Source organism: Nocardiopsis aegyptia, assembly GCF_013410755.1.
In the GTDB taxonomy this organism is placed as follows: Bacteria; Actinomycetota; Actinomycetes; order Streptosporangiales; family Streptosporangiaceae; genus Nocardiopsis; species Nocardiopsis aegyptia.
Genome location: NZ_JACCFS010000001.1, coordinates 6,802,935 through 6,823,512 on the forward strand (window position 1 = coordinate 6,802,935; position 20,578 = coordinate 6,823,512).

Consider the following 20,578-nt stretch of genomic DNA (forward strand, 5'->3'; position numbering starts at 1 on the left):
GATGCCGGAGGAGTTCAGCCGGGCCTACTGGGAGGAGCGCTACCAGGGGCACGGCCACGGCCACACCGCCCAGGGGCACCCGCCCAACCCGCAGCTGGTGGCCGAGACCGGGGACCTGGCCCCCGGCACGGCGTTGGACGCGGGGGCGGGCGAGGGGGCCGAGGCGGTCTGGCTCGCCTCGCGCGGCTGGCGTGTGACGGCGGTGGACATCGCCGCGGGCGCGCTGGAGCGTGCGCGCCGCAACGCCGCGGATCTGGAGGGCGCTGTCGCCGACCGGATCGGGTGGGTCCAGGCCGACCTGACCGAGTGGACGCCCCCGGAGCGGTTCGACCTGGTGTGCACGCACTACGCGCACCCGCAGGGCCCGCCCCAGGAGCTGTACCGCCGGCTGGGCGAGGCGGTCGCGCCGGGCGGCACGCTGCTGGTGGTCGGCCACCACCCGTCGGACCGGCACTCGGGGGCCCCGCACGCCGGGGTGCACGGTGCGCACGTCACGGCGGAGGAGATCGCGCGGGCCCTGGACCCGCGTGCGTGGGAGGTGGTCACCGCCGAGGCCAGGCCGCGCACCGTCACCGTCGCGGACGGGCGGGAGGTCACCATGCACGACGCCGTGCTGCGCGCCCGCAGGCACGGCTGACCCCGAGGGGCCGTGGGGCCTCCCCGCCCGGGGAAGGCCCCACGGCCCACGGCCCACGGCCCACGGCCCTCAGGCGCGACACACGATGGCGCCGCGCGGCACTGCGAACACGCCGTCGGGGTCCTCGCTCCAGGCGGTCCACCCCGCCGAGATGCGCTCCAGGTCCGCACGGGTGGCGAAGCCCTCGGCGACGGCCTGGCGGCCCATGTCCGACTCCAGGATGCGCTCGGCCCACATCCGGCCCCACCACGTGCGGCGGTCGGGAGCGGAGTGGTTCCACACCTCCATCGTGTAGGTCACGTCGGTGAAGCCGGCCCGGCGGGCCCAGGCGACCATGCGGCGGCCGGCGTCGGGCTCCCCGCCGTTGGCGCGGGCGACCCGCTGGTACAGGTCCATCCACTCCTGGATCTCCGGCAGCAGCGGGTACCAGTACATGGCGGAGTAGTCGCTGTCACAGGCCGCGACGACCCCGCCGGGGGCCGCGACCCTGCGCATCTCGGTCAGGGCCCGCACGGGGTCGGCCAGATGCTGCAGGACCTGGTGGGCGTGCACGATGTCGAAGGAGTCGTCGGGCAGGTCCAACTCGTGCGCGTCGGCGACCCGGAAGTCGATCGTGTCGTCGCCCGCCTCGCGCGCGGTCTCGCGGGCCAGGTCGACGGCCTCGGGGGAGGCGTCTACCGCCGTGACGGGGCCGGGCGCCACGCGGGCGGCCAGGTCGGCGGTGATGCTGCCGGGACCGCAGCCCACGTCGAGCAGGGAACGGCCGGGCACCATCTCGTCCAGCACGTAGGCGGCGGAGTTCTCCGCGTTGCGCCAGCGGTAGGAGTCGGTCACCGAGCGGTGCTGGCCGTGTGTGTAGCGGGACATGGGGGTCCGTCCTCGTCGTTGGGGGTCGCGTGTTCCGACGTCTGCGACGATACACCTTCGTCTCTATTATTGAGATCTTCTTCTCATGATGTGAGACGATAGCCGTCTTCGGCCAAGGGCCGGTACATCGTGGGAAAAACCTGGGAGGCCGATGAGTTCCGGTGGTCGCGCGGGTCGGTCAGGGCGAGGAACGTGGCAGGCAGCCACCGTCATCGAGAGGAATAGACCATGGCCGAGTTCAACAGGATCACGCCCTGTCTGTGGTTCGACACCCGCGCCCAGGAGGCCGCGGAGTTCTACGTCGGAGTGTTCGACAACTCCCGCATCGTCGAGACCACCTACTTCGGCCCCGGCGGCATGCGCCCGGCCGACATGGTGCTGACGGTGGAGTTCGAGTTGGACGGTCGGCCGTTCACCGCGCTCAACGGCGGCCCGGAGTTCACCTTCGACGAGGCGGTGTCCTTCCAGATCGCCTGCGCCGACCAGAAGGAGGTCGACTACTACTGGGAGCGGCTCACCGAGGGCGGCCAGGAGAGCCAGTGCGGGTGGCTCAAGGACCGCTTCGGTGTCTCCTGGCAGGTGGTGCCCACCGAGGTGGTCGAGATGACGCGGGACACCGACCCCGAGCGCCGGCGCCGGACGACCGAGGCGCTGCTCAAGATGGGCAGGATCGACATCGACACGCTCCGCCGGGCCGCCCAGGGAAGCTGACCGGCACCGGGGCGGCGGCGCTGCCCCCGCCCCGGTCGCAGAGATCCTCCCACGGCCGGCCTGGGGCGGGCGTCCGAGGAGTTCGCCCTAGCGGCTCGCACCGGCCCCGCCCGCTCGAGCTTGGTCCAGCCGTCCCAGCCGCGCTCCCGCAGCAGCTCGATCAGCCGGCGGGCCGGCGGCAGGGCGTCGAACGCCAGAGCGTCCATCAGCCTCGCGAGCGACGGCTCGATGTCGACGTCGCCGACGTAGTCCTCACCCCGTTCGTCGGCCATCCGCGTGATGTGGGCCACGAGGTCGTCGGCCGGCACGGCCAGGCGCCGGTCCTCGTCGTCGCCGTCCAGCGCCCGCCCCAACGACAGATAGGAGCCGATGAGCCGCGGGTCGGCGAGCTGCTCGCGCTTGCGCGCGATCCAGTCCGGCACCCGCCGCGGCGAGTGCGCAGCCAGGGGGATCCAGCCCTCGCGTTCGGCACGGACGATCCGCTCGTCCACTCCGCGCGAGCGCAGGTGGTCGAGGTACCCGACCACCTCCGGCGGCAGTACCAGGCCATCGCCGGAGGTGAGGCGGGCGATCTCCTTCCGGTGCCGTCGGCGCCGGCGGATCTCTGCCCGCAGGCGTTCGTCGATGTCCGCGACGGCGGCGAACTCTTCCTCGTCGGCCCGCAGCAGTTCCCGTACGCGTGCCAGCGGGACCCCGGCCCGGCGAGGGTACGGATCCTGATGAGGTCGACCACGGCATCGCCGCCGTACCTCCGATAGCCGGAGCGGTCCCGTTCGGGCTCCGGAAGCAGTCCTTTGGCGTGGTAGTGCCGCACCGCGCGCACCGTCACTCCTGCGTACGAGGCCAGTTCGCTGATGGTCAGCATCGCACCAGTCTCCCCGACACGGCTCAGGGCGTGGGTCCGTCGGCGGGGCCGTGGGCGTTCCGGACGATACGGGCGATGTCAGGGGCGTGGGTGAAGGCCAGTCCGTGGTCGGCGTCCAACCAGGTCACGGAGATGTGCGGCTGCTCGCGCAACAGCCGTTCGACACCGGCACGCCAGTTCCGGTCGAGCCGCCGCGCACGTCCCCGGCGTCGTCCCCGGCGATCGAAGCCGACATGACCATGCTGACGGGCCGGTCGATCCGGCGATACCGATCGAGCACCGAGGACCGGACCGCGTCGACCTCGATGTTGAGATCGAGGATCTCCCGGCCTGTCAGCGACACCTGGCGCGCGGTGCCGCGCCGATCGCGGTTCGCCGTCGCCAGGTCCTCCCACATCGCGCGGAACTCATCCAGGTCGGCCCCGGTGACGAACGGTTCGGGCACCGGGTTCGCCCCGTCGACGAGAACGAGTCCGGCGACGGAGCCAGGGTGCTCGGAGGCGTGGTGCACGGCCAGGTCCGCGCCCAGGGAGTAGCCCACGAGTACGGGGTCCCCGGGAAGGTGAACCTCGGCCAGGACGGCGGCCAGATCGCCCAGGAAGGCGTCGAAGGTGTACTCGTCGGCGGCCGAGGCGAAGCCGTGGCCCCGGAGGTCGAAGGCCGCCACGTCGTGTTCCCGGCGCAGAAGCGCGATCAGCTCGCGCAGGTCCGCCTGCGTCGAGTTCAGGCCGGGGCACAGCACCAGCGGTCGTCCGCGGCCGCCCCGGGACACCGGGATGGTGACGCCGTCGTGGTGGATCGTGAAGTGCCGCACGGTGTCGCGGCCGGTCCGCTCGCCGTCCGCGCCGGATCCGGCGGGCTCGGCGTTGGTCTTCGTCGTCATGCCGACCACCCTGAAGGGCTGTCCCTGCGTCAGGGTCGAGTGTGCCGGGGCGAGCGTCCGCGGTGCCCCGGTGCCCCTGGGGGTCTCAGTCGCGCAGGGCGCAGTCGCCGCACAGGCCGCCGCCCGGCAACCGGTAGTACAGGCAGCAGGTGGTGCGCCGGAACACCGCGAGCCCCTCGGCGTCCACACCCCGGTAGGCGCCGGTGCCCGCCAGGGCGGGCCGGGCGAGCAGGTCCCGGGCCACGGACTCGGCGGCGGCCCGCACCCCGGGGCGGTCCGCGCCCAGGGCCCGGACGGCGCCGGCCAGTGCCGCGGCCGTGTTCCCCCGCAGGAGCCCCGGCGCCACCCGCCCGGCCGCCGTCAGCGCCTCCGCCACGCGGGCCGCCACTCCGGTGACCACGGTCTCCTCGACCCAGTCCGCGACGCCCGCCGCGCCCCCGCGCACAGGCTCCGCCGTGCGCTGCCGGGTGGCCGGCTCGATCGGAGCGCCCGGACGCCAGCCGAAGGACCGCGCGTCCAGCAGCACGCCGTGGCACAGCCCCGCGGCCAGGACCGGGGACAGGAGCCGGGTGGCCAGCCCCTGGTGGAAGAGCGAGGCGGCCACCCGCCACTCCACGGCCGCCGGACCATCCGATCCCCGTGCCAGGCGCCCGCGCACGTGCGCCACCTGCCGGTCCGCCTCCGTCACGGTGCACTCGCCCACCGCGCGCAGTCCGACCCCATCGGCCCACACACCGACGTGGAAGAACGGATTGGTCCGGCCCACGTCGTCCAGGACCGGCCGCACCGGCACACCCGCCGCCTCCATGGCACCCACCTCCGTCGTTCCCGCCCGCCTGGGCCCGGTAGTGCTCGCACCACCACGACTTCTCGTGTTGATGACCTCGTCCCGCGGGGCCGGGAAATCCTAGATTGGACGGGTGACCGAACAGAACACCGGCGGCGGCGTGGGGAGCACGGGGGGAAGGACCCTCCCGCGGCTCTTCTCCGGCCTGCCCCGGGTGACCGTCGATCACGGTCCCACCTGGAAGGCGCGGTCGATCGAGGTCCTGCACCTCATGACCTCCCTGGCCCTGGCCCTGTTCTACCTCGTGCCGGGCTTCGTCCTCGTGGTGTCGGCAACCTGGATCGGGCTCACCATCGCCACGCCCTGGCAGGAGGCCCTGCCCATCCGGGTCTGGCACGAGCTCGTGGTGGACGTGGTCGTCTTCGTCGTCCTCCTCCCGCCGGCGGCCACCCTGATCGCCAGACTGGGCTGCACCGTGCAGCGCAGACGGCTGGGCACCGTGTTCGGCATCGTGGAGAGCGGCGCCCCCGACCCCCTGGCCGACGACACCCCGCTGCTGCGGACCTGGCGGTTCGTGTACGGCCGCGACGCCTGGTCGATGGTCGCCTACACCACGATCGCCGGCCTGCACGGCCTCCTGGCCGGCGGCCTGGTCGTGGTGCTGGTGGTGTGCGGCGGAGCGTCCGCGGCGGCGGCGCTGTTCGGCATCGCCTTCGTCCTGCTCCTGGGCAGCCCGGCCGACCTCGCCGGCCCGCTGGGCCTGGTCGTGGTCGGCGTCCTCGCCGCGCTGGTGGGCCTGCGCTTGACGCCGTACCTGGTCGCCACCGAGGTCCTGCTGCACCGCGTGCTGCTCTTCGACGCGCCCGAGGTGCGCGTGCGCCGCCGGCTCATGCACCTGCAGAACAGCCGGCTGCGGATGGTCGACGCCGCCGAGGCCGAGCGCACCCGGATCGAGCGCGACCTCCACGACGGAGCGCAGCAGCGCCTGCTCGCGCTGACCATGACCCTGACCCGGGCCCGCGCGCGCGTGGCCTCCGACCCCGAACGGGCGCTGGAGCTGATCACCGAGGCGCAGCAGGAGTCCAAGGAGGTCATGGACGAGCTGCGCCAGGTCGCCCGCGGCCTGCACCCGCGGGTCCTGACCGACCACGGCCTGGCCTCGGCCCTGCCGGTGGCGGCCGGTCGCGCCCCCGTCCCCGTCCGGGTCGACATCGACCTGGAGGAGCGCCCCTCCCCGCGCGCCGAGGCCGTCGCCTACTACGCGGCGTGCGAGGCGCTCAACAACGTCACCAAGCACGCGCGGGCCGAGGAGGTCACCGTGGCCGCCGAGCGGGTGCGCGGTGCCGCTCGCGGACGCCGCGACCTGCTGCGGCTCACCGTCACCGACGACGGCGTGGGCGGCGCCGACCCCGAGTCCGGCACCGGCCTGTACGGGCTGTGGGACCGTCTGGACGCCGTCGACGGCACCCTGAACGTCCACAGCCCGGAGGGCGGCGGAACCGTCCTGACCGCAGACATCCCATGGGAGGCATGACCGTGCACAGCGTGTCGAGCACGCAGGAGGAAGCGGCCGGGCCGCGAGTCATCATCGCCGAGGACTCGGTCCTGCTGCGCAGCGGCATGGCGCGGCTGCTGGAGGACTCGGGGGTCGAGATCGTCGACCAGGTCGGTGACGCCGACGCCCTGCTGAAGTCCGTGGAGGAGCACCCGGACATCGACCTGTGCCTGGTCGACATCCGGATGCCGCCCACGTTCTCCGAGGAGGGCATCCAGGCGGGCGTGCGGATCCGCCGGGACCACCCCGAGGTGGCCGTCCTGCTGCTGTCCCAGCACGTCGTGAGCCGCTACGCCGCCGAGCTGCTGGGCGGGGGGTCCACGAAGGTCGGCTACCTGCTCAAGGACCGCGTCGCCGACATCGACGAGTTCCTGGCCGTCCTCAAGCGCGTGGCCGGAGGCGGCGCCGCCATCGACCCCGAGGTGGTCACACAACTGCTCAGCCGCCGCCGCGACAGCGCCCTGGAACGGCTCTCGCCCCGGGAGACCGAGGTCCTGGAGGTCATGGCCGAAGGGCTGAACAACGCCGGCATCGCGGCGCGGCTCACCGTCACCGAGCGGGCGGTGGAGAAGCACATCCGATCCATCTTCACCAAGCTCGACCTGGGCCAGGACGACCACGACCACCGCAGGGTCCAGGCGGTCCTGCGCTACCTGCGCGGCTCCGACCAGCCGTGACCGACGACCAGTCAGGAGGCGCGAGCCTTCGGGAGAGGAATGACGTGACTTTCAAGGCACGGGGCCTGTACGCCTCGTCGAGCAAGGAACCCCGCCGGTCCCGTGTGGGGCTGTGGCTGGTCCTGGGGCTGGTCCTCGTGGCCGCCGTGGGCGCGGTGACCGCCGTCGCGGTCCTGGGCCGGGTGGGGCTGGACCGCGGGAGCCAGGTCGAGACCTTCGACGCGCCCACCGCGGTGGAGATCGAGAACGAGACCGGCGGCGAGGTGGAGTTCGCCGGCGGCACCGGACCTGAGATGGTCCTGGAGCGGCAGATGCACGGGTCGCCGCTGAAGGAGCCCGTGGACGAGGTCGAGGAGAACGAGGGGCAGGTGAACGTGGAGGCGCACTGCGAGGGCGTCCCGTTCATCGGCCAGTGCTCGGTGGACTACATGATCGCCGTCCCCGAGGGCACGGCCGTCTCCGTCGAGACCATCAGCGGGCCCATCACGGTCAGCAACGTCGACGGCGTGCTCGACCTGTCCACGACCAGCGGTCGCGTGGACGTGGACGGCAACGTCGGCGACGTGGCGGTGGAGACCACCTCGGGCTCGGTGGAGCTGGCCGGCGTGGAGGGGTCCGCGAACGTGGAGACCACCAGCGGATCGGTGACCGCCGCGGGCTCGGGCGAGAGCCTGGACGTGTCCACGGTCTCGGGCAGCCTGGACCTGGCGGAGTTCGGCGCGGACGTGGTCGAGGCCGAGTCCACGAGCGGCTCGGTGACCGTGGGCGGGGGCTTCACCACGGCGGAGGTGTCCACGACCTCGGGGAACATCGAGGTCGCCACCGAGGACGCCTTCGACCTGCTGTCCCTGGACACCGTGAGCGGCAGCAGCGACGTGGAGGTCCCCGACGGCACCTACCGGATCACCGGCGAGTCCGTCTCGGGCGGGCGCTCCATCGGAGTGGAGACCTCCTCCGACGCCGAGGCGCACATCGACGCCAACGCCATCAGCGGTTCCCTGACGGTGAACTGACGGGAACCGGTCCGGGGTGCCGGCGTCCGAACCGCTGTGGGGCCGTCCGCGCAGGCGGACGGCCCCACACGCCGCTCTTTCCCCGGGCCCGCAGCGCCGGCGGCCACGTCCGCCCGAGGCGCGTCCCGGTCCTCAGGCGCGTTCGAAGCGCAGTGCCGCCCAGTCCGAGTCGATCGGGACCTGGACGGTGCTGCGCCAGCCGGCGTCCACGAGCAGGTCCCATCCCTTGTCCGCGGCCAGGTCGGTGATGATGGTGCCCCCGCGCTGGGGGTAGCAGATCCACAGGCGGGTGCGCGGGCCCATGGCCTCCCACACGCGGGGGGTCTCGCGGTCGACCGTCCCCCGGTCCAGGGCGAACAGGTGCACGTCGTCGTACTCGGCGCCCTCGATGGGCCCGAGGTCGATGTGGATGTCGGGCGGCGGGTCGAGCAGCCGCAGGTAGCGTTCGGGCGCGTTGAGGATGAGCAGCCGGTCGCCGGGCTGCACTCCCAGTCTCTGGGCGAGCGTGTCCGACATTCCTCCTCCTTCGGTGACCCGCGCGTGCGGCATTCGCGTCTCCCCGACACCGTACGGTCCAAGGGGCCGGAAACCGAGGACCGGGTCCGCCTCGACCCCGACATGACCGTCTTTTTAGGATGCCTCTATGACACATGACAACGGTGGACCGCGCTGGGGCGTGCTCGGCACCGGCGGGATCGCCCACTCCTTCCTCGAAGGCCTGCGGGCCTCCTCCTCGTCCCGCGCCACCGCGGTGGGTTCGCGGACCCTGGCGCGGGCCGAGGAGTTCGCGGACGCCTGGAACGTGCCCGGGCGCCACGGAAGCTACGAGGAGCTGGCGCACAGCCCCGACGTGGACGTGGTCTACATCGCCACCCCCCACCCCTGGCACCACGAGGCCGCACTGCTGTGCCTGAAGGCCGGCAAGCACGTGCTGGTCGAGAAGCCCATGGCGATGAACGCCCTCCAGGTGTCGCAGATGGTCGAGGCCGCCAGGGACAACGACCGCTTCCTCATGGAGGCGATGTGGACCCGCTACCTGCCCCTCTACCGCCGGGTGCGGGAACTGGTCGCCGACGGCGCGCTCGGCGAGGTCCGGTGGATCTCGGCCGAGTTCGGCTTCAACGCCCCCTACGACCCCGAGCACCGCCTCTTCAACGCCGACCTCGGCGGCGGCGCGCTGCTGGACCTGGGCGTGTACCCGCTGGCCCTGGCCTCGCACTTCCTGGGAGAGCTGACCGTGGTGGGCGCCACCCGTGAGCTCTCGCCCGACCGGATGGTCGACGTCCAGACCACGGTGCTCCTGCGCGGGCAGGACGGCGGCACGGCCAGCGTGTCGTGCGCCTCGCGCCGCACGCTGCCCAACCGGGCCGTGCTGGCCGGGTCGAAGGGGTGGGTCGAGATGCCGATGTTCTGGGCCGGCACCGAGGCCGTCCTGCACCGCGACGGCCACGAACCCGAACCGCTGCACGAGCCGTTCCGCGCCAACGGCTACGAGTTCGAGGCCGACGAGGTCGCCCGGTGCCTGGCCGCCGGCGAACGGCAGAGCCCGGACATGCCCTGGGCGGAGAGCCTGCGCCTGGCCGGGCTGATGGACCAGGTGCGCGACGTGGGCGGGCTGGTCTACAGCGCGCCCACGGTCAAGGCCGTCCCCCTGGGATGAGCCCGCCCGCGCCGGCGCCGGTCGGCACGCTGTGCCGCAGGCCGTCGTCGCGCGTCGCGGCCCGGGGCCGTCCTCCGGTCGGGGGGCGGCCCGTCGACCGCCGAGCCAGCGCCCGCCCCGCGAGGATCCTCACCAGGGCGGGCGCGCTGACCCGCGCGACCACGAGCAGGGCGTCCTTGGGGCCGATCTCGCGGTCGAAGTACGCGTCCAGGCGCTCGTCGCCGCTGTGCGGCCGCACGCCGTAGATGTCGCCGTCGAACATGCGGTAGGCGTCGCGCACGAGGAGGGTGTCGGGGTCCAGTCGCGGACCGTCGCCCAGCCACGCGGCCGCGTCCCCGGCCAGGCGCCGGACCCGCGCGGGCAGCGGCCGCTCGCGGTGCGGGTGCACGCGGTGCCGCCCCAGCCCGTCGCGCCAGGCGGAGTAGACGGCCGGGTGGCGGGTGCGCAGGACCACGTAGGTGGGGGACAGCGGGTGCGCGAGGACCTCACGGGTCAGGAAGCGGGCCATGAGGGCGGCGGAGAGGCCGAAGCGGCGGTGGGCGGGGACGACGCCGGCGGCGTCCAGGTACAGGGCGCGGCGGGAGGCGAAGCGGTGCCGGTGGTACCCGCCCCAGCCCACGGGGACGCCGTCGGGGCCCAGGATGAGGGCCAGGGTGGAGATCTGGTCGAAGAACCCGGAGCCGACGCGGTTGCGCCAGTAGCCGGAGTGGTCGGCGGCGAAGGCGCGGGCGGCCAGGTCGCGCAGGATGTGGTGCAGGCGCTCGCGGCAGTCGGGGGCCAGATCGGCGGGCGAGTCCCATCGGGCCACGCGGTAGCCGGGACGGAGGTCACTGAGAACCGGGGGAGAACTGAGATCGTGCAGGTCCGGGCACTGGAGTCGGGTCGGGCTGGGCACGTGCACACCAACTAACGTCACTCTTCGGAACTGAATGACTCCCCAACGTAGCGCCTCGGGTCGTTGTCGGGGCGCACTTCAGCCGAACGCGGGTGCTCGGCGGCCACCATGGGCGCCCGGGCCCTCCCGCGGTCGGCGGGCGCACACGCGCCCCGCCCACGGCCCCACCGGGATCAGTCGTTCCCGGCCGGTGCGGGGGCGGACGAGGCCCTGCGGAACCGGGTGGAGAGGCGGGCCATGTGCTCGCGCAGCTCGGCGGGCTCCTCCACCTCCATGTCCACGTCGAGCATGCCCAGGTAGCAGGCCATGTAGAAGAGCGAGTCCCCGGCGCACAACAGCACGCACGAGTGCTCGTCCACCGGCTCGACGCGTCCGTAGTCCCACCCGATCCTGTCCCGCGCCTCCTCCGCGGACACCAGCAGCCGCACCCGTGCCTTGTGCGGCCACATGTGCACGTTCATCCGCTCCGCCAGGTAGGTCGCCACCCCCTGTTCGGGCGGGTCGCGGGGAGGAACGCGCGGGCCGGTCAGGGTGAGCGGCTCCATCCGGTCCACCCGGAAGGTCCGCCAGTCGTCGCGGGCGGTGTCCCAGGCCACCAGGTACCAGCGCCGGCCCCGGGCGACCAGCCGGTGCGGCTCCACGATCCGGCGGGAGGCGGTGCCGTCCGAGCTCTCGTAGTCGAAGCGCAGGATCTCGCTGTCCCGGCAGGCGGAAGCGACCAGCGTCAGCGTGTCGGAGTCGACCGTGGGTCCGCCGGCAGGCATGGGGACCGTGAACGAGCCCAGCGCGTCCACCCTGCGGCGCAGCCGCGAGGGCAGCACCTGCAGGAGCTTGGCCAGGGCGCGCACGGAGGTCTCCTCGATGCCCGACACCCCGCCCTGTGCGGCCGTGCGCAGACCCACCGCGACCGCGACGGCCTCGTCGTCGTCCAGGAGCAGCGGGGGCAGGGTGGCCCCGGCGCCCAGCTGGTAGCCGCCCCCGGTGCCCATCGTGGCCTGGATGGGATAGCCGAGTTCGCGCAGCCGGTCCACGTCCCGGCGCACCGTGCGGGGGCTGACCTCCAGACGGTCGGAGAGTTCGGCCCCGGGCCAGTCCTTGCGGGTCTGGAGCAGGGACAACAGGCGCAGCAGGCGTGCTGAGGTCGCTTTCATGGACCGCAGTCTGCCAGGAGTGCAGGACAGCCAGTGTCCTTCACCTGCGCGCGAGTGCGGTGGCCGCGCCGATCTGGAGCAGCGCGGCCACGGCGAGGCAGACGGTGAGCGAGTGCTCGGCGAGCGGGCCCGCCGCCGCGGCCCCGAGGGCGAAGGCGGAGATCTTCAGGCTCGCCCCGGTGGTGAAGACCTGTGCGCGCAGGCGTTCGGGCGCCTCGCGGTGGCGCACCCGGAACAGGGCGGTCAGCTGGGGGCCCTCGGCCGCGCCGACCAGGGCCGCGGCCGCCACCAGAGCGACGGCCGAACCAGCCAGAGACGCGGCACCCATGCCCACCGCCTGGACCAGGACGCACACCAGCACCATCGTGTCGGGGCTCAGGGACGGGACCGCGCGGGTGAGGACGAGGTTGGCCGCCAGCGAGCACACCGCCATGAGGGAGAGCAGCAGCGCGCCGTGCGCCTGGCCGCCCAGGAACCGGTCGCCGAGCCCGGGCAGGCAGACCACGAACATGCCCGATCCGGCGATGGAGACGACGGTCGCCGCGGTGACCCACCTGAGCGGCGCGTTGCCCAGGACCGCCCGGGCACCGGCACGGAGGTCGGCCGCCAGGGGAGTGCGGGCGGCGGCGGTGCTCCGCCCGGGCAGGGCCCAGGCGACGGGGACGGCCAGGGCGATGAGCGCGACCGCGCCGGCGACGGCCCCCGGGGCGCCCAGCAGTACGGCCGCCAGGCCCGCCGCGCCCGGACCGAGCAGGCTCGCGCCGCCGAAGGTCATCGCGTCCAATGCGCTGGCCCGGGCCAGCCCCTCGGGGGGTACCACGCGGGGCAGCTGGGCCGTCCAGCCGCCCGACAGCGCCGGGCCGAGCAGGCCGATCACCAGGGCCGTGCCCACGACCAGGGGCAGCGGGACGCAGCCGAGCGCGAGGGCCACCGCGGCCAGGCCGGCGGCGTAGCCCACCAGGGCCGCCGCCAGCAGCCTCCCGGGGCGGGCGGTCCGGTCCAGTGCGGCCCCCACGAGGGGTCCGCCGAGCGCGGCGGTCGCGGTGAGGCCGGCGAGCAGGGCGGCGCCCGTGGCGACCGATCCGGTGGCCGCGGCGCCGAGGAGGAGCACGGCGGGGCCGGACATCTCGTCGCCCACGCGGGCGGTCAGGGCACCGGCGATGTAGCGGAACAGAGCATGGCGCTGTGGCATGGCCGAGACGGTACGGCGGTAACGGGAAAGATCGGAAGAGGCGTTACAGTGGGAGCGTGCCCCCGTCGAACGCCATCACCGGCCGCTCGGTGCGCGCCGTCGCCGAGCGCACCGCCGACCTGCTCAACGCCCTGGCCCGCGACGATGCCCGGCCGGAGGAGATCGCCGGGATCCTCGTCGCCCACGGTGAGAGCGACCTGGCCGTGACCAGGGATGACGTCGAGTCGATGCGCGTGTCCGCCGACCTGCTCCGCGGCGTCCTGGCCGCCCGCGACGCCGCCGAGGGGGCCGAACGGATCAACGGCGTGCTGGCCCGCGTGGCCCGCCCGCCCCGGCTGACCGACCACGGCGGGACCTCCCACTGGCACGTCCACGTGGACAGCGACGACGACGCCCCGCTCGCGGAGTGGTTCCTGGCCTCCGCCGGGATGGCGCTGGCGCTGCTGGTCACCGACCGCCAGCGCCCCCCGGGCGGGCTGTGCGCGGCCCGCGGATGCGACCGCGCCTTCCTCGACGCGGGCAGCGGGAGCCCCCGCCTGTACTGCTCGCGCCGGTGCGCCACCCGCGAGCGCGTGGCCGCCCACCGGGCGGCCCGGTCCTGAGCGCACACCTCACGTGGTGACGGCGACGGCCTCCACCCCGACCAGCTGGTCGTCGTAGCCCAGGACGGTGGCCCCGAGCAGGGCGCTGGGGGCGCCGTGCTCGTCGAACTCCTCGCTGCTCACATGTCGGCCCCGCGCGGGCGCGCGGGCCGCCGGCGCAGGCTCTCGGGCCCGCCGCGAGGGTGTCAATTTATATTGACAGGCCAGGCGCGTCAATTTATATTGACAGCATGGACGAGACGCCGACCGATCCCATCGACCCGGCCACCGGGCTGCGGGCCGTCGCGGCCCTGCGCAAGCTCGCCGACCACCTGGAGGCGCTGCATGTGCGCGAGGCCCGCGAGCAGGCCTGGTCCTGGCAGGCCATCGCCGACGTCCTGGGGGTCACCCGCCAGGCGGTCCACCAGAAACACGCCCCACGGGCGCGGAACTAGGAGTCTCAATGAAGTTGTCAAGCCGCCTGCGGGACCGGTGGGGCGGGGGTGAACACCCTGCCGTCCCGCAGCAGAGCCCACACCACACTCACCCGCCGCCGGGCCAGAGCGATCACCGCCTGGACGTGTTTCAACCCCTCGGCCCGCTTGCGCTGGTAGAACTCCCGGTTGGAGCCCTCGGTCCGCAGGGACGACAGCGCGGACATGAAGAACACCCTGCGCAGAGCTCGGTTGTACCGTTTGGGCCGGTGCAGGTTCCCGGTCCGGAGCCCCGAGTCCCGAGGGACCGGGAGCAGCCCGGCCGCCGAGGCCAGATGCCCGGCATCCCGGTACGCGGTCAGGTCGCCGGCGGCGGCGCTGCGGACCCCTCTCTTGCGCAGCCACGTCTCCAGGCGGACCCGGCCGATCCTGCGCAGCGCGCGCGGGGTCTGGTAGCCGGGGTGGCGTTGATGCGTCGGCCCGTGGAACACCCCGTCGTCATCTCCGTGAACAGCGACTCGTGCGCGGATCTCCATCAGCGACCGGAGCGCCCCGCAGAGCCGGGCGGCCACTCCTAGTCAGCCACTGAAGGCAAGAAACCATCAGCCACACCCGGCCCTGCCGGGCCGCCTGACAACTTACGGAGGAACCATGTTCGAACGCTTCACCAAGGACGCGCGTGACACCGTGCGCGACGCGGTCGCCCTGGTATCGGACCGGGGCGAGGACAAGGTCGCGCCCGAGCACCTGCTCCTCGCCCTGGCGGCGCAGGAGGCGAGCACGGCGGCGCGCGTCCTGCACGAGCACGGCGTCACCACCGCACTCCTGGAGTCGGGCGGCGCGGAGGCCGGGCCGGCCGGACTCACCGAGGAGGAGATCGACGCGCTCAGGGCGGTGGGCGTGGACACCGACGACGTCTTCCGCCGGATGCGCGAGTCCTTCGGCCCCGACGCCCTGCGGCCCGACCCGGCGGCGCGCAGGCCCCGCAAGCGCGGGCGCCTGGGCGGCGCCTTCGACGCCGACGCCAAGAAGATCCTGGAACTGAGCCTCCGTGAGGCCATCGCCCTCAAGCACCGCGGCATCGACACCGGCCACATCCTGCTGGCCCTGCTGCGCCACGGCCTGTCCGCCCCGATGGCCACGGCGCTGACCGGCCAGGGCCTGACCTACGACGGCGTGCGGGAGCGGACCCGCGCCGCCGAGGACGACGCCGCCTGACGGGGCCGACCGACGCCCCGGTGGCCGGCCGGGGCGGAGATCGGGGCCGTCGCGAGGGCGGCCCCGACGGCCCTCAGTCGCGCCCGTCGGCGTGGGGGACCAGCACGCTGAGGCAGGTCACGCACGCCTCCAGCTTCTCGAACTCGGAGATGTCCACCGGCAGCACGCGCCACCGCTCGGCGGTCAGCTCGTGGATGGTCTCGGGCGCCGACGCGCTGACCAGGACGTCCCGTCCGCCCAGCGGGAGCACGTGGGCTCCGGGTTCCTCCGGCGCCCGCCGCAGGGGCGGCAGCGCGCCGCTGTCCACCAGCTCCGGCAGGCCGATCAGGGTGCCGTCGGGCAGCGCGGTCACGGCCGACTTCAGGTGCAGGACCTCGCGCAGCGCGACCCGCTCCACCTTGCGGCCCAGCGGCCCCAGGAGCGCTTCGAGCTGGTCGGCGCCCGCGGCGTTGGTGCGCCCGCCGAGGCCCACGTACACGCACGTGCCCACCTGGAGCACGTCGCCGCCCTCCAGGGTGCCCGGCGCGGTGATGTGCTCCACCCGCAGTCCCAGGGCGCGGGCCGCGGCCTCCGCGCCGCCGACCTCCCCGCGCCGCTCCTCGGCCCCGGGCCGCGTCACGACGGCCAGGCCCTCGCACACCACCAGCGTGTCCTCCACGAACACCGCGTCGGGATGGTCGGGCGCCGGATCCACCTCGTACACCCGCCAGCCGGCCGAGGCGACCGTCTCCTGGTAGATCGCGTACTGGCGCGCGGCCAGCACGGGATCGACCGGGGACCGGGGGATGTGGGTCACGATGCCCTGGTCCAGTGCGGGGCCGGGTCGGCGCATCAGCGCGACCCCGTAGTAGGTGTATCCGTCCACGCGACCTCCAGGGGCGGGGTTGGGAAGTGCTCAACGTATCGCCACTCCCTACCCGGTTCCCGGTTGCGGCACGCGGGTCGTCCGGCTTGTTCGCCGAGCCCGGCCGGGGCAGGGTGGTGGCATGGACGTGATCGTGGTCGGCGGCGGGATCGTAGGGGTGAGCGCGGCGTTCCACCTGGCGCGCAGGGGCGTGTCCACCGCTCTGGTGGACGCGGCGCACACGGGGCAGGCCACCGGGGCCGGCACGGGGATCGTCTTCCCCTGGCCCTTCCCGTGGGACGCGCCGGCGGTGTGGGACTTCAAGGCGCGGGCGGCGGAGCACTACCCGCGCCTGATGGCCGAACTCGCCGAGGACGGCCAGGTCACCGGCTATGAGGTGGTCGGCGGGATGTCGGTGGACCGGGAGGGCGACGACGCCGGGTACGACCTGATGAGCACCCTGGCCGAGCGGCCCGAGTTCGCGTCGATGGGCCGGGTGGAGCGCCTGGCACCGGGGGAGCCGCGGACGCGCTTCCCGCTGGTGCCCGAGCCCTACGGCGGCGTGCACATCGAGGGGATGGCCCGCCTGAACGGCCGCACGGCCAGGGCCGCCCTGTTCAACGCCGCCGAGGAGCGCGGCCTGCGCTACTACAAGGGTGACGCGCGCCTGGCGTGGAACGGGCACAGGGTGACGGGTGTGCACGTGGGGTCGGATGAGCTGGAGGCGCCGGTGGTGGTCGTGGCCGCGGGCGCCTGGTCGGCGGGACTGCTGGCCGTGGCAGGGGTGGAGCTGTCGGTCTTCCCCGTGCGCGGGCAGATGACGCACTTCGCCCTGCCCGGCACGGACACCCGGGGCTGGCCGGTGGTGCGCTTCGGTGAACGCGACTACTTCGTGTCGGCGTTCGGCCCGGACCGGGTCGTCACGGGCGGCACGGTGGAACCGGACGCGGGGTTCGACCGGCGGGTGACCGCGTCGGGGCTGCTGCACAACCTCTCGACCGCGGTCGAGGTGCTGCCCGGCCTGGGCGAGGCCACCGTGGTCGAGACCCGGGTGGGTTTCCGTCCGGGAACGCACGACGGGCGGCAGCTGCTGGGCACCGTCGACCGGCTGCCGGGTGTGGTGGTGGCGACCGGACTGGGGTCGGAGGGTCTGACGTTCGGGCCCTACCAGGGCCTCGTGGCGGCACGGCTGGCCATGGGGGAGGACACGGGGCTGGACCTGTCCCTGTTCCGCCCGGACCGAAGAGCGACCGCAGCCGAAGCTCTCGACTGAGGGCGGGGGACTGGTGACGAACCGGCATCGCCGACGAGAAATGTGATGCGGATCACTCGAAAATCAGGCCGATCCGATTTGACATTTTCGCGATTTCACTTGCTAGAACTCAAGTTCTGCCCTTGAGAGCACGTGGCAGAACTTCTATACTGAGGAGTTTTGGTGAGCCAGGAACTGCCGATCCGCTACCTTCGCGTGGCCTCGTCACACCGGATCACACCGCGGATGGTGCGTGTGACCTTCACCGGGGACGACCTGGCCGGAGCCGCCCTGTCGGGCCCCGACCGCCAGGTGAAGCTGTACTTCCCCCGACCGGGCCAGGACCGCCCCGTCCTGCCCCGCCCCGACGGCGACGTCATGCGCTGGTACGAGGCCTACAACGCGATCCCCGAGGACGAGCGCCCCTGGATGCGCAGCTTCACCGTCCGCGGCCACGACCCCGCGCGGGGCACGCTCGACATCGACTTCGTCGTGCACGGTGACTCCGGTCCCGCGACCCGCTGGGCCCAGGACGTGCGCCCCGGCGCGGTCCTGGGCATGTTCGGCCCCTCGGAGATGTTCGCCGCCCCCTTCGACCTGGCGGGGCCCGAGCACGTGGTACTGCTCGGCGACGAGAGCGCGCTGCCGGCCGTCGGCACCCTGCTGGAGGCCCTGCCCGAGGACACCGCCGCCACCGTCATCGTCGAGATCGCCGACGCGGCGGAGGAGCAGCGCCTGCCCGAGCCCGCCCGTGTCGGCCTGCACTGGGTGCACCGCGACGGCGCCCCGCACGGGCGGCGGCTGGTGGAGCGGGTCCGCGCCGCCGACCTGCCGACGGAGCGCGTGGGGGTGTGGATCGGCGGCGAGGCGGGCACGGTGCGGCGCCTGCGCCGCCACATGGTCGACGAGCGGGGCATCGGCAAGGCCGCCATCGACTTCACCGGGTACTGGCGCCGGGCGCTGACCCAGGACGACGCCCCCACCCCGGAGGACATGGCCGACGCCCAGGAGCTGCTGGCCCGGGCGCAGGGCCGGACCCGGCAGGGATAGCCTCCAGGCGTCCGACCCGCGGGCGGGCACGTGTTCGGACGCTTGTTGGACACTGAAGGCCGGGTCGCCCGGGTCCGAACCGCGCGTGTCGACCGGACATCAGGGCGGCCCGGTCACTCTGGTTCGGTCAGGCGGGTGACACGGTCGGTGTGAACGTCGAAGTCGATCTCGTCCGCAGCGCAGAAACGGAAGTCTGCGCGCCCGGGGCAGGGGGGGCACTGTGTCGCCTTCGGAGTGCCGGTGCCCCCGCCCGCGCTCGACGACCAGGTCGAGGAGAGTCCGCCAGTCGTGCACCGCGGTGTCGGGGACCCTCAGATCCGGAAATGCGCCCATGGCGTGGGGATCGAACAGGTCCTTCACGTCATCCCAGAGCAGATCGGCCCTCTGACCATGCCGGCACCCCGGACCGGCCCTCCCCGGAGGCCGAGCGTCGACTAGAGCATCGCCCGGCCCTCGGGCGGGCACGGTGGGGGCACCGTGGCCCGAACCGTCGTCCGCTCAGGGGGATGGTGACTCGTGCCGGTCGAGGTGGTCGCGGAACCAGTCGAGCATGAAGCGCTGCGCGGCGATCCCGTAGTCGAGCGTCGCGCGCTGGTGGACGAAGACGTCGCGGTCCTCCTCGGAGGGTTCCACGGTGTCGAGGCGGGCGTCCAGGGTCGACAGCACGGCCAGGTCGGACTCCGCGCGCGCCAGGATGTGGCGGAGCACCGGACCGCGCTCGGCCGGCTCCAGCAGACCGAGGAAGTAGAGCCTGGACAGCGCCGCGGTCTCCAGGTCGGTCCCGGTCGGCTCCCGCGTCATCCACGCGCGGAACTCGGCGCGGCCGGAGCCGGTCACGCGGTACACCTTGCGGCCCCGGCCGCCGGGCTCGACGCTGGCGACCTCGATGGAACCGCGCGCCAGGAGGGTGTCCAGTGCGCGTTTGATACTGCCCGAGCTGGCGCTGTAGAAGAGCGCGACGCCCTTCTCGAACCCCTTGATGAGGTCGTAGAAGCTCTGGGGGGCGATCAGGAGCAGTCCGAGGATCACATGGGCCATGGCAGGAGTCTAGCCTCTTGATATCTCTTAGACATGTCTAGTAGACATATAGAACTTGAGGCAAGGAGCGTTCACGTGACATCGCCGCTCGCCACCACCCGCGCCCCGGGCAACCGCGTGTCCACCCAACTCGACGCGCACCTGGCCCGCCTGACGGAGGACTTCGTCGCCCGGCGCGGCCTCCACCACGCCAACGTCGCCCTCGCCAGTGGCGACAGCGGCCTGCACTGGTCCTGTGCCGTCGCTCCCGTCCAGGAGGCACTGCGTCCCGACACGCCCTTCTTCGTCGCCAGCATCACCAAGCGCTTCATCGCCACGCTGGTCCTGCAGGCGCACGAGCGCGGCGAACTCGACCTGGCGGCGCCGATCGGCGGCTACCTGCCGGCGACCGCCATCGACGGACTCCACGTGCTGGGCGGGGTCGACCGGACGTCCGCGATCACAGTGCACCACCTCGCGAGCCACACCTCCGGCCTGCCGGACCACCTGGAGAGGCGGCGTGGCGAACCGAGCCCGCTCCGGCGGACGGCCCACGGCCATGACCTCGCCTGGACCTTCGAGGACGTCCTGCGCACGACGCGCGAGCGCCAGCGCCCGCACTTCGCGCCACAGGACCTCACCGCCACCCGGCAGAAGGCCCGCTACTCCGACACCGGCTTCCAGCTGCTCATCCGCGTCCTGGAGTCGGCCACCGGCCGGACGTTCGCCGGCCTGCTGAGCGAGCGGATCCTCGATCCGCTCGGACTGACCCGTACCTGGCTCCCGGGACACCGCCCGTCCGATCCGGCGGCCCCGCCGCCCTCCCCCCCCTGCACACCGGGCGGCGCCGGGTGGAGCTGCCCTCCCTGATCGAGTCCAGCAACGACCTGTGCGGCACGACCGGCGACCTCCTCGCCTTCCAGCGGGCGCTGCTGGACGGCGCGCTCTTCAACGACGCCGCCACCCGCGACCTGCTCACCGAACGGCGCAACCGACTGCGCAACATTCCGGTCCTGCGCTACGGGCTGGGCACGATGTCCTACACGGTCGGCCGGCTCATGTCGGCCGGACGCCGCCCCGTCACGCTCGTCGGCCACTCGGGAGCCACCGGGGCCTGGCTCTTCCACTGCCCGGAACTCGACCTGCACCTGTGCGGCACGGTCGACCAGACCAGAGGACAGGCCCTTCCCTTCCGGTTCATGGCGGCGTGCGTGCACGCATGGCGCACGGGCGCGGCTCCACCGGCCCGAACCGCCCATCGGTCATGATCGCCATGTGCGGCAGGGGGC

The 20,578-nt window shown here is 73.4% G+C and carries 23 protein-coding genes and 3 pseudogenes; 14 read left to right on the forward strand and 12 right to left on the reverse strand.

Annotation, left to right across the window (positions count from 1 at the left end; all coding sequences use genetic code 11):
* Position 1: 1 nt before the first annotated feature.
* Complete coding sequence (locus tag HNR10_RS30175) at positions 2 to 637, forward strand: class I SAM-dependent methyltransferase (RefSeq protein ID WP_179829348.1); 636 nt, start codon at positions 2 to 4, stop codon at positions 635 to 637.
* A gap of 69 nt (positions 638 to 706) precedes the next feature.
* On the opposite strand, the gene HNR10_RS30180 is transcribed toward HNR10_RS30175, so the two are convergent.
* Positions 707 to 1,504 carry a class I SAM-dependent methyltransferase gene (locus tag HNR10_RS30180; protein WP_179829349.1) on the reverse strand — a complete coding sequence of 266 codons (798 nt, stop codon included), beginning with the start codon at positions 1,502 to 1,504 and terminating at the stop codon, positions 707 to 709.
* A gap of 228 nt (positions 1,505 to 1,732) precedes the next feature.
* On the opposite strand from HNR10_RS30180, the gene HNR10_RS30185 reads away from it, so the two are divergent.
* On the forward strand, positions 1,733 to 2,215 hold the full coding sequence (locus HNR10_RS30185) for a VOC family protein (RefSeq protein WP_179829350.1): 483 nt from the start codon (positions 1,733 to 1,735) through the stop codon (positions 2,213 to 2,215).
* A gap of 281 nt (positions 2,216 to 2,496) precedes the next feature.
* Positions 2,497 to 2,973, forward strand: coding sequence for a hypothetical protein (locus HNR10_RS32090; protein WP_312889534.1), 477 nt, complete (start codon positions 2,497 to 2,499; stop codon positions 2,971 to 2,973).
* A gap of 5 nt (positions 2,974 to 2,978) precedes the next feature.
* Here the strand turns inward: HNR10_RS32090 and HNR10_RS32095 are convergent.
* From HNR10_RS32095 to HNR10_RS30200, 3 genes and pseudogenes are all read right to left on the reverse strand, one after another.
* Positions 2,979 to 3,080 (reverse strand): annotated as a pseudogene (locus HNR10_RS32095) (MerR family transcriptional regulator); the annotation flags it as partial.
* 124 nt (positions 3,081 to 3,204) lie between these two features.
* Positions 3,205 to 3,963, reverse strand: a complete 759-nt coding sequence (locus HNR10_RS30195; protein ID WP_246406486.1) for an alpha/beta fold hydrolase — start codon at positions 3,961 to 3,963, stop codon at positions 3,205 to 3,207.
* Between the two features lie 85 nt (positions 3,964 to 4,048).
* The gene (locus HNR10_RS30200; RefSeq protein WP_179829351.1) at positions 4,049 to 4,771 is read right to left on the reverse strand and encodes a (2Fe-2S)-binding protein; all 723 of its coding nucleotides are present in this window, start codon (positions 4,769 to 4,771) and stop codon (positions 4,049 to 4,051) included.
* A 250-nt stretch (positions 4,772 to 5,021) separates the two neighbouring features.
* On the opposite strand from HNR10_RS30200, the gene HNR10_RS30205 reads away from it, so the two are divergent.
* The 3 genes from HNR10_RS30205 to HNR10_RS30215 are packed head-to-tail and all read left to right on the forward strand — an operon-like array spanning position 5,022 to position 7,995.
* Positions 5,022 to 6,284: a sensor histidine kinase gene (locus HNR10_RS30205; RefSeq protein ID WP_179830054.1), complete on the forward strand. Its 1,263-nt coding sequence runs from the start codon at positions 5,022 to 5,024 to the stop codon at positions 6,282 to 6,284.
* Positions 6,272 to 6,982 (forward strand): response regulator transcription factor, encoded by a 711-nt coding sequence (locus HNR10_RS30210; protein ID WP_179829352.1) that lies wholly within the window; start codon positions 6,272 to 6,274, stop codon positions 6,980 to 6,982. The genes HNR10_RS30205 and HNR10_RS30210 overlap by 13 nt, the downstream gene beginning before the upstream one ends.
* Positions 6,983 to 7,026: 44 nt before the next feature.
* Positions 7,027 to 7,995, forward strand: a complete 969-nt coding sequence (locus HNR10_RS30215; RefSeq protein ID WP_179829353.1) for a DUF4097 family beta strand repeat-containing protein — start codon at positions 7,027 to 7,029, stop codon at positions 7,993 to 7,995.
* A gap of 132 nt (positions 7,996 to 8,127) precedes the next feature.
* On the opposite strand, the gene HNR10_RS30220 is transcribed toward HNR10_RS30215, so the two are convergent.
* Positions 8,128 to 8,511: a hypothetical protein gene (locus HNR10_RS30220; protein WP_179829354.1), complete on the reverse strand. Its 384-nt coding sequence runs from the start codon at positions 8,509 to 8,511 to the stop codon at positions 8,128 to 8,130.
* 127 nt (positions 8,512 to 8,638) lie between these two features.
* On the opposite strand from HNR10_RS30220, the gene HNR10_RS30225 reads away from it, so the two are divergent.
* On the forward strand, positions 8,639 to 9,655 hold the full coding sequence (locus tag HNR10_RS30225) for a Gfo/Idh/MocA family protein (protein ID WP_179829355.1): 1,017 nt from the start codon (positions 8,639 to 8,641) through the stop codon (positions 9,653 to 9,655).
* Here HNR10_RS30225 and HNR10_RS30230 read toward each other — a convergent pair.
* The 3 genes from HNR10_RS30230 to HNR10_RS30240 all read right to left on the reverse strand — a co-directional run bounded on the left by HNR10_RS30230 (position 9,633) and on the right by HNR10_RS30240 (position 12,893).
* The gene (locus HNR10_RS30230; RefSeq protein ID WP_179829356.1) at positions 9,633 to 10,550 is read right to left on the reverse strand and encodes a GNAT family N-acetyltransferase; all 918 of its coding nucleotides are present in this window, start codon (positions 10,548 to 10,550) and stop codon (positions 9,633 to 9,635) included. The genes HNR10_RS30225 and HNR10_RS30230 overlap by 23 nt on opposite strands.
* Before the next feature lie 173 nt (positions 10,551 to 10,723).
* The gene (locus HNR10_RS30235; protein ID WP_179829357.1) at positions 10,724 to 11,701 is read right to left on the reverse strand and encodes a helix-turn-helix transcriptional regulator; all 978 of its coding nucleotides are present in this window, start codon (positions 11,699 to 11,701) and stop codon (positions 10,724 to 10,726) included.
* Positions 11,702 to 11,741: 40 nt separating this feature from the next.
* A complete protein-coding gene (locus HNR10_RS30240; protein ID WP_179829358.1) occupies positions 11,742 to 12,893 on the reverse strand; it encodes an MFS transporter in 1,152 nt (383 codons plus the stop codon).
* A 56-nt stretch (positions 12,894 to 12,949) separates the two neighbouring features.
* Here HNR10_RS30240 and HNR10_RS30245 point away from each other — a divergent pair, with 56 nt between their 5' ends.
* Complete coding sequence (locus HNR10_RS30245) at positions 12,950 to 13,495, forward strand: CGNR zinc finger domain-containing protein (protein WP_179829359.1); 546 nt, start codon at positions 12,950 to 12,952, stop codon at positions 13,493 to 13,495.
* A gap of 9 nt (positions 13,496 to 13,504) precedes the next feature.
* On the opposite strand, the pseudogene HNR10_RS30250 reads toward HNR10_RS30245, so the two are convergent.
* Positions 13,505 to 13,594 (reverse strand): annotated as a pseudogene (locus HNR10_RS30250) (RidA family protein); the annotation flags it as partial.
* A gap of 131 nt (positions 13,595 to 13,725) precedes the next feature.
* On the opposite strand from HNR10_RS30250, the gene HNR10_RS30255 reads away from it, so the two are divergent.
* On the forward strand, positions 13,726 to 13,929 hold the full coding sequence (locus HNR10_RS30255) for a helix-turn-helix domain-containing protein (protein WP_179829360.1): 204 nt from the start codon (positions 13,726 to 13,728) through the stop codon (positions 13,927 to 13,929).
* A gap of 17 nt (positions 13,930 to 13,946) precedes the next feature.
* On the opposite strand, the pseudogene HNR10_RS30260 reads toward HNR10_RS30255, so the two are convergent.
* Positions 13,947 to 14,276: pseudogene (locus HNR10_RS30260) on the reverse strand (transposase); the annotation flags it as partial.
* Between the two features lie 283 nt (positions 14,277 to 14,559).
* On the opposite strand from HNR10_RS30260, the gene HNR10_RS30265 reads away from it, so the two are divergent.
* Positions 14,560 to 15,126 carry a Clp protease N-terminal domain-containing protein gene (locus HNR10_RS30265; RefSeq protein ID WP_179829361.1) on the forward strand — a complete coding sequence of 189 codons (567 nt, stop codon included), beginning with the start codon at positions 14,560 to 14,562 and terminating at the stop codon, positions 15,124 to 15,126.
* Between the two features lie 73 nt (positions 15,127 to 15,199).
* Here the strand turns inward: HNR10_RS30265 and ddaH are convergent, their stop codons facing one another.
* Complete coding sequence (ddaH, locus tag HNR10_RS30270; RefSeq protein ID WP_179829362.1) at positions 15,200 to 15,991, reverse strand: dimethylargininase; 792 nt, start codon at positions 15,989 to 15,991, stop codon at positions 15,200 to 15,202.
* Between the two features lie 121 nt (positions 15,992 to 16,112).
* Here ddaH and HNR10_RS30275 point away from each other — a divergent pair, with 121 nt between their 5' ends.
* Positions 16,113 to 17,243 (forward strand): NAD(P)/FAD-dependent oxidoreductase, encoded by a 1,131-nt coding sequence (locus HNR10_RS30275; RefSeq protein ID WP_179829363.1) that lies wholly within the window; start codon positions 16,113 to 16,115, stop codon positions 17,241 to 17,243.
* Between the two features lie 162 nt (positions 17,244 to 17,405).
* Positions 17,406 to 18,272, forward strand: coding sequence for a siderophore-interacting protein (locus HNR10_RS30280; protein ID WP_312889463.1), 867 nt, complete (start codon positions 17,406 to 17,408; stop codon positions 18,270 to 18,272).
* Between the two features lie 498 nt (positions 18,273 to 18,770).
* On the opposite strand, the gene HNR10_RS30285 is transcribed toward HNR10_RS30280, so the two are convergent.
* A complete protein-coding gene (locus tag HNR10_RS30285) occupies positions 18,771 to 19,310 on the reverse strand; it encodes a PadR family transcriptional regulator (protein WP_179829364.1) in 540 nt (179 codons plus the stop codon).
* Positions 19,311 to 19,385: 75 nt separating this feature from the next.
* Between HNR10_RS30285 and HNR10_RS30290 the strand changes: the two genes are divergently transcribed.
* Entirely contained in the window at positions 19,386 to 20,159 is a 774-nt protein-coding gene (locus tag HNR10_RS30290; protein WP_312889464.1) for a serine hydrolase domain-containing protein, read from the forward strand.
* Positions 20,141 to 20,557 (forward strand): serine hydrolase family protein, encoded by a 417-nt coding sequence (locus HNR10_RS31565; protein WP_246406490.1) that lies wholly within the window; start codon positions 20,141 to 20,143, stop codon positions 20,555 to 20,557. The genes HNR10_RS30290 and HNR10_RS31565 overlap by 19 nt, the downstream gene beginning before the upstream one ends.
* The last annotated feature ends 21 nt before the right edge of the window (positions 20,558 to 20,578 follow it).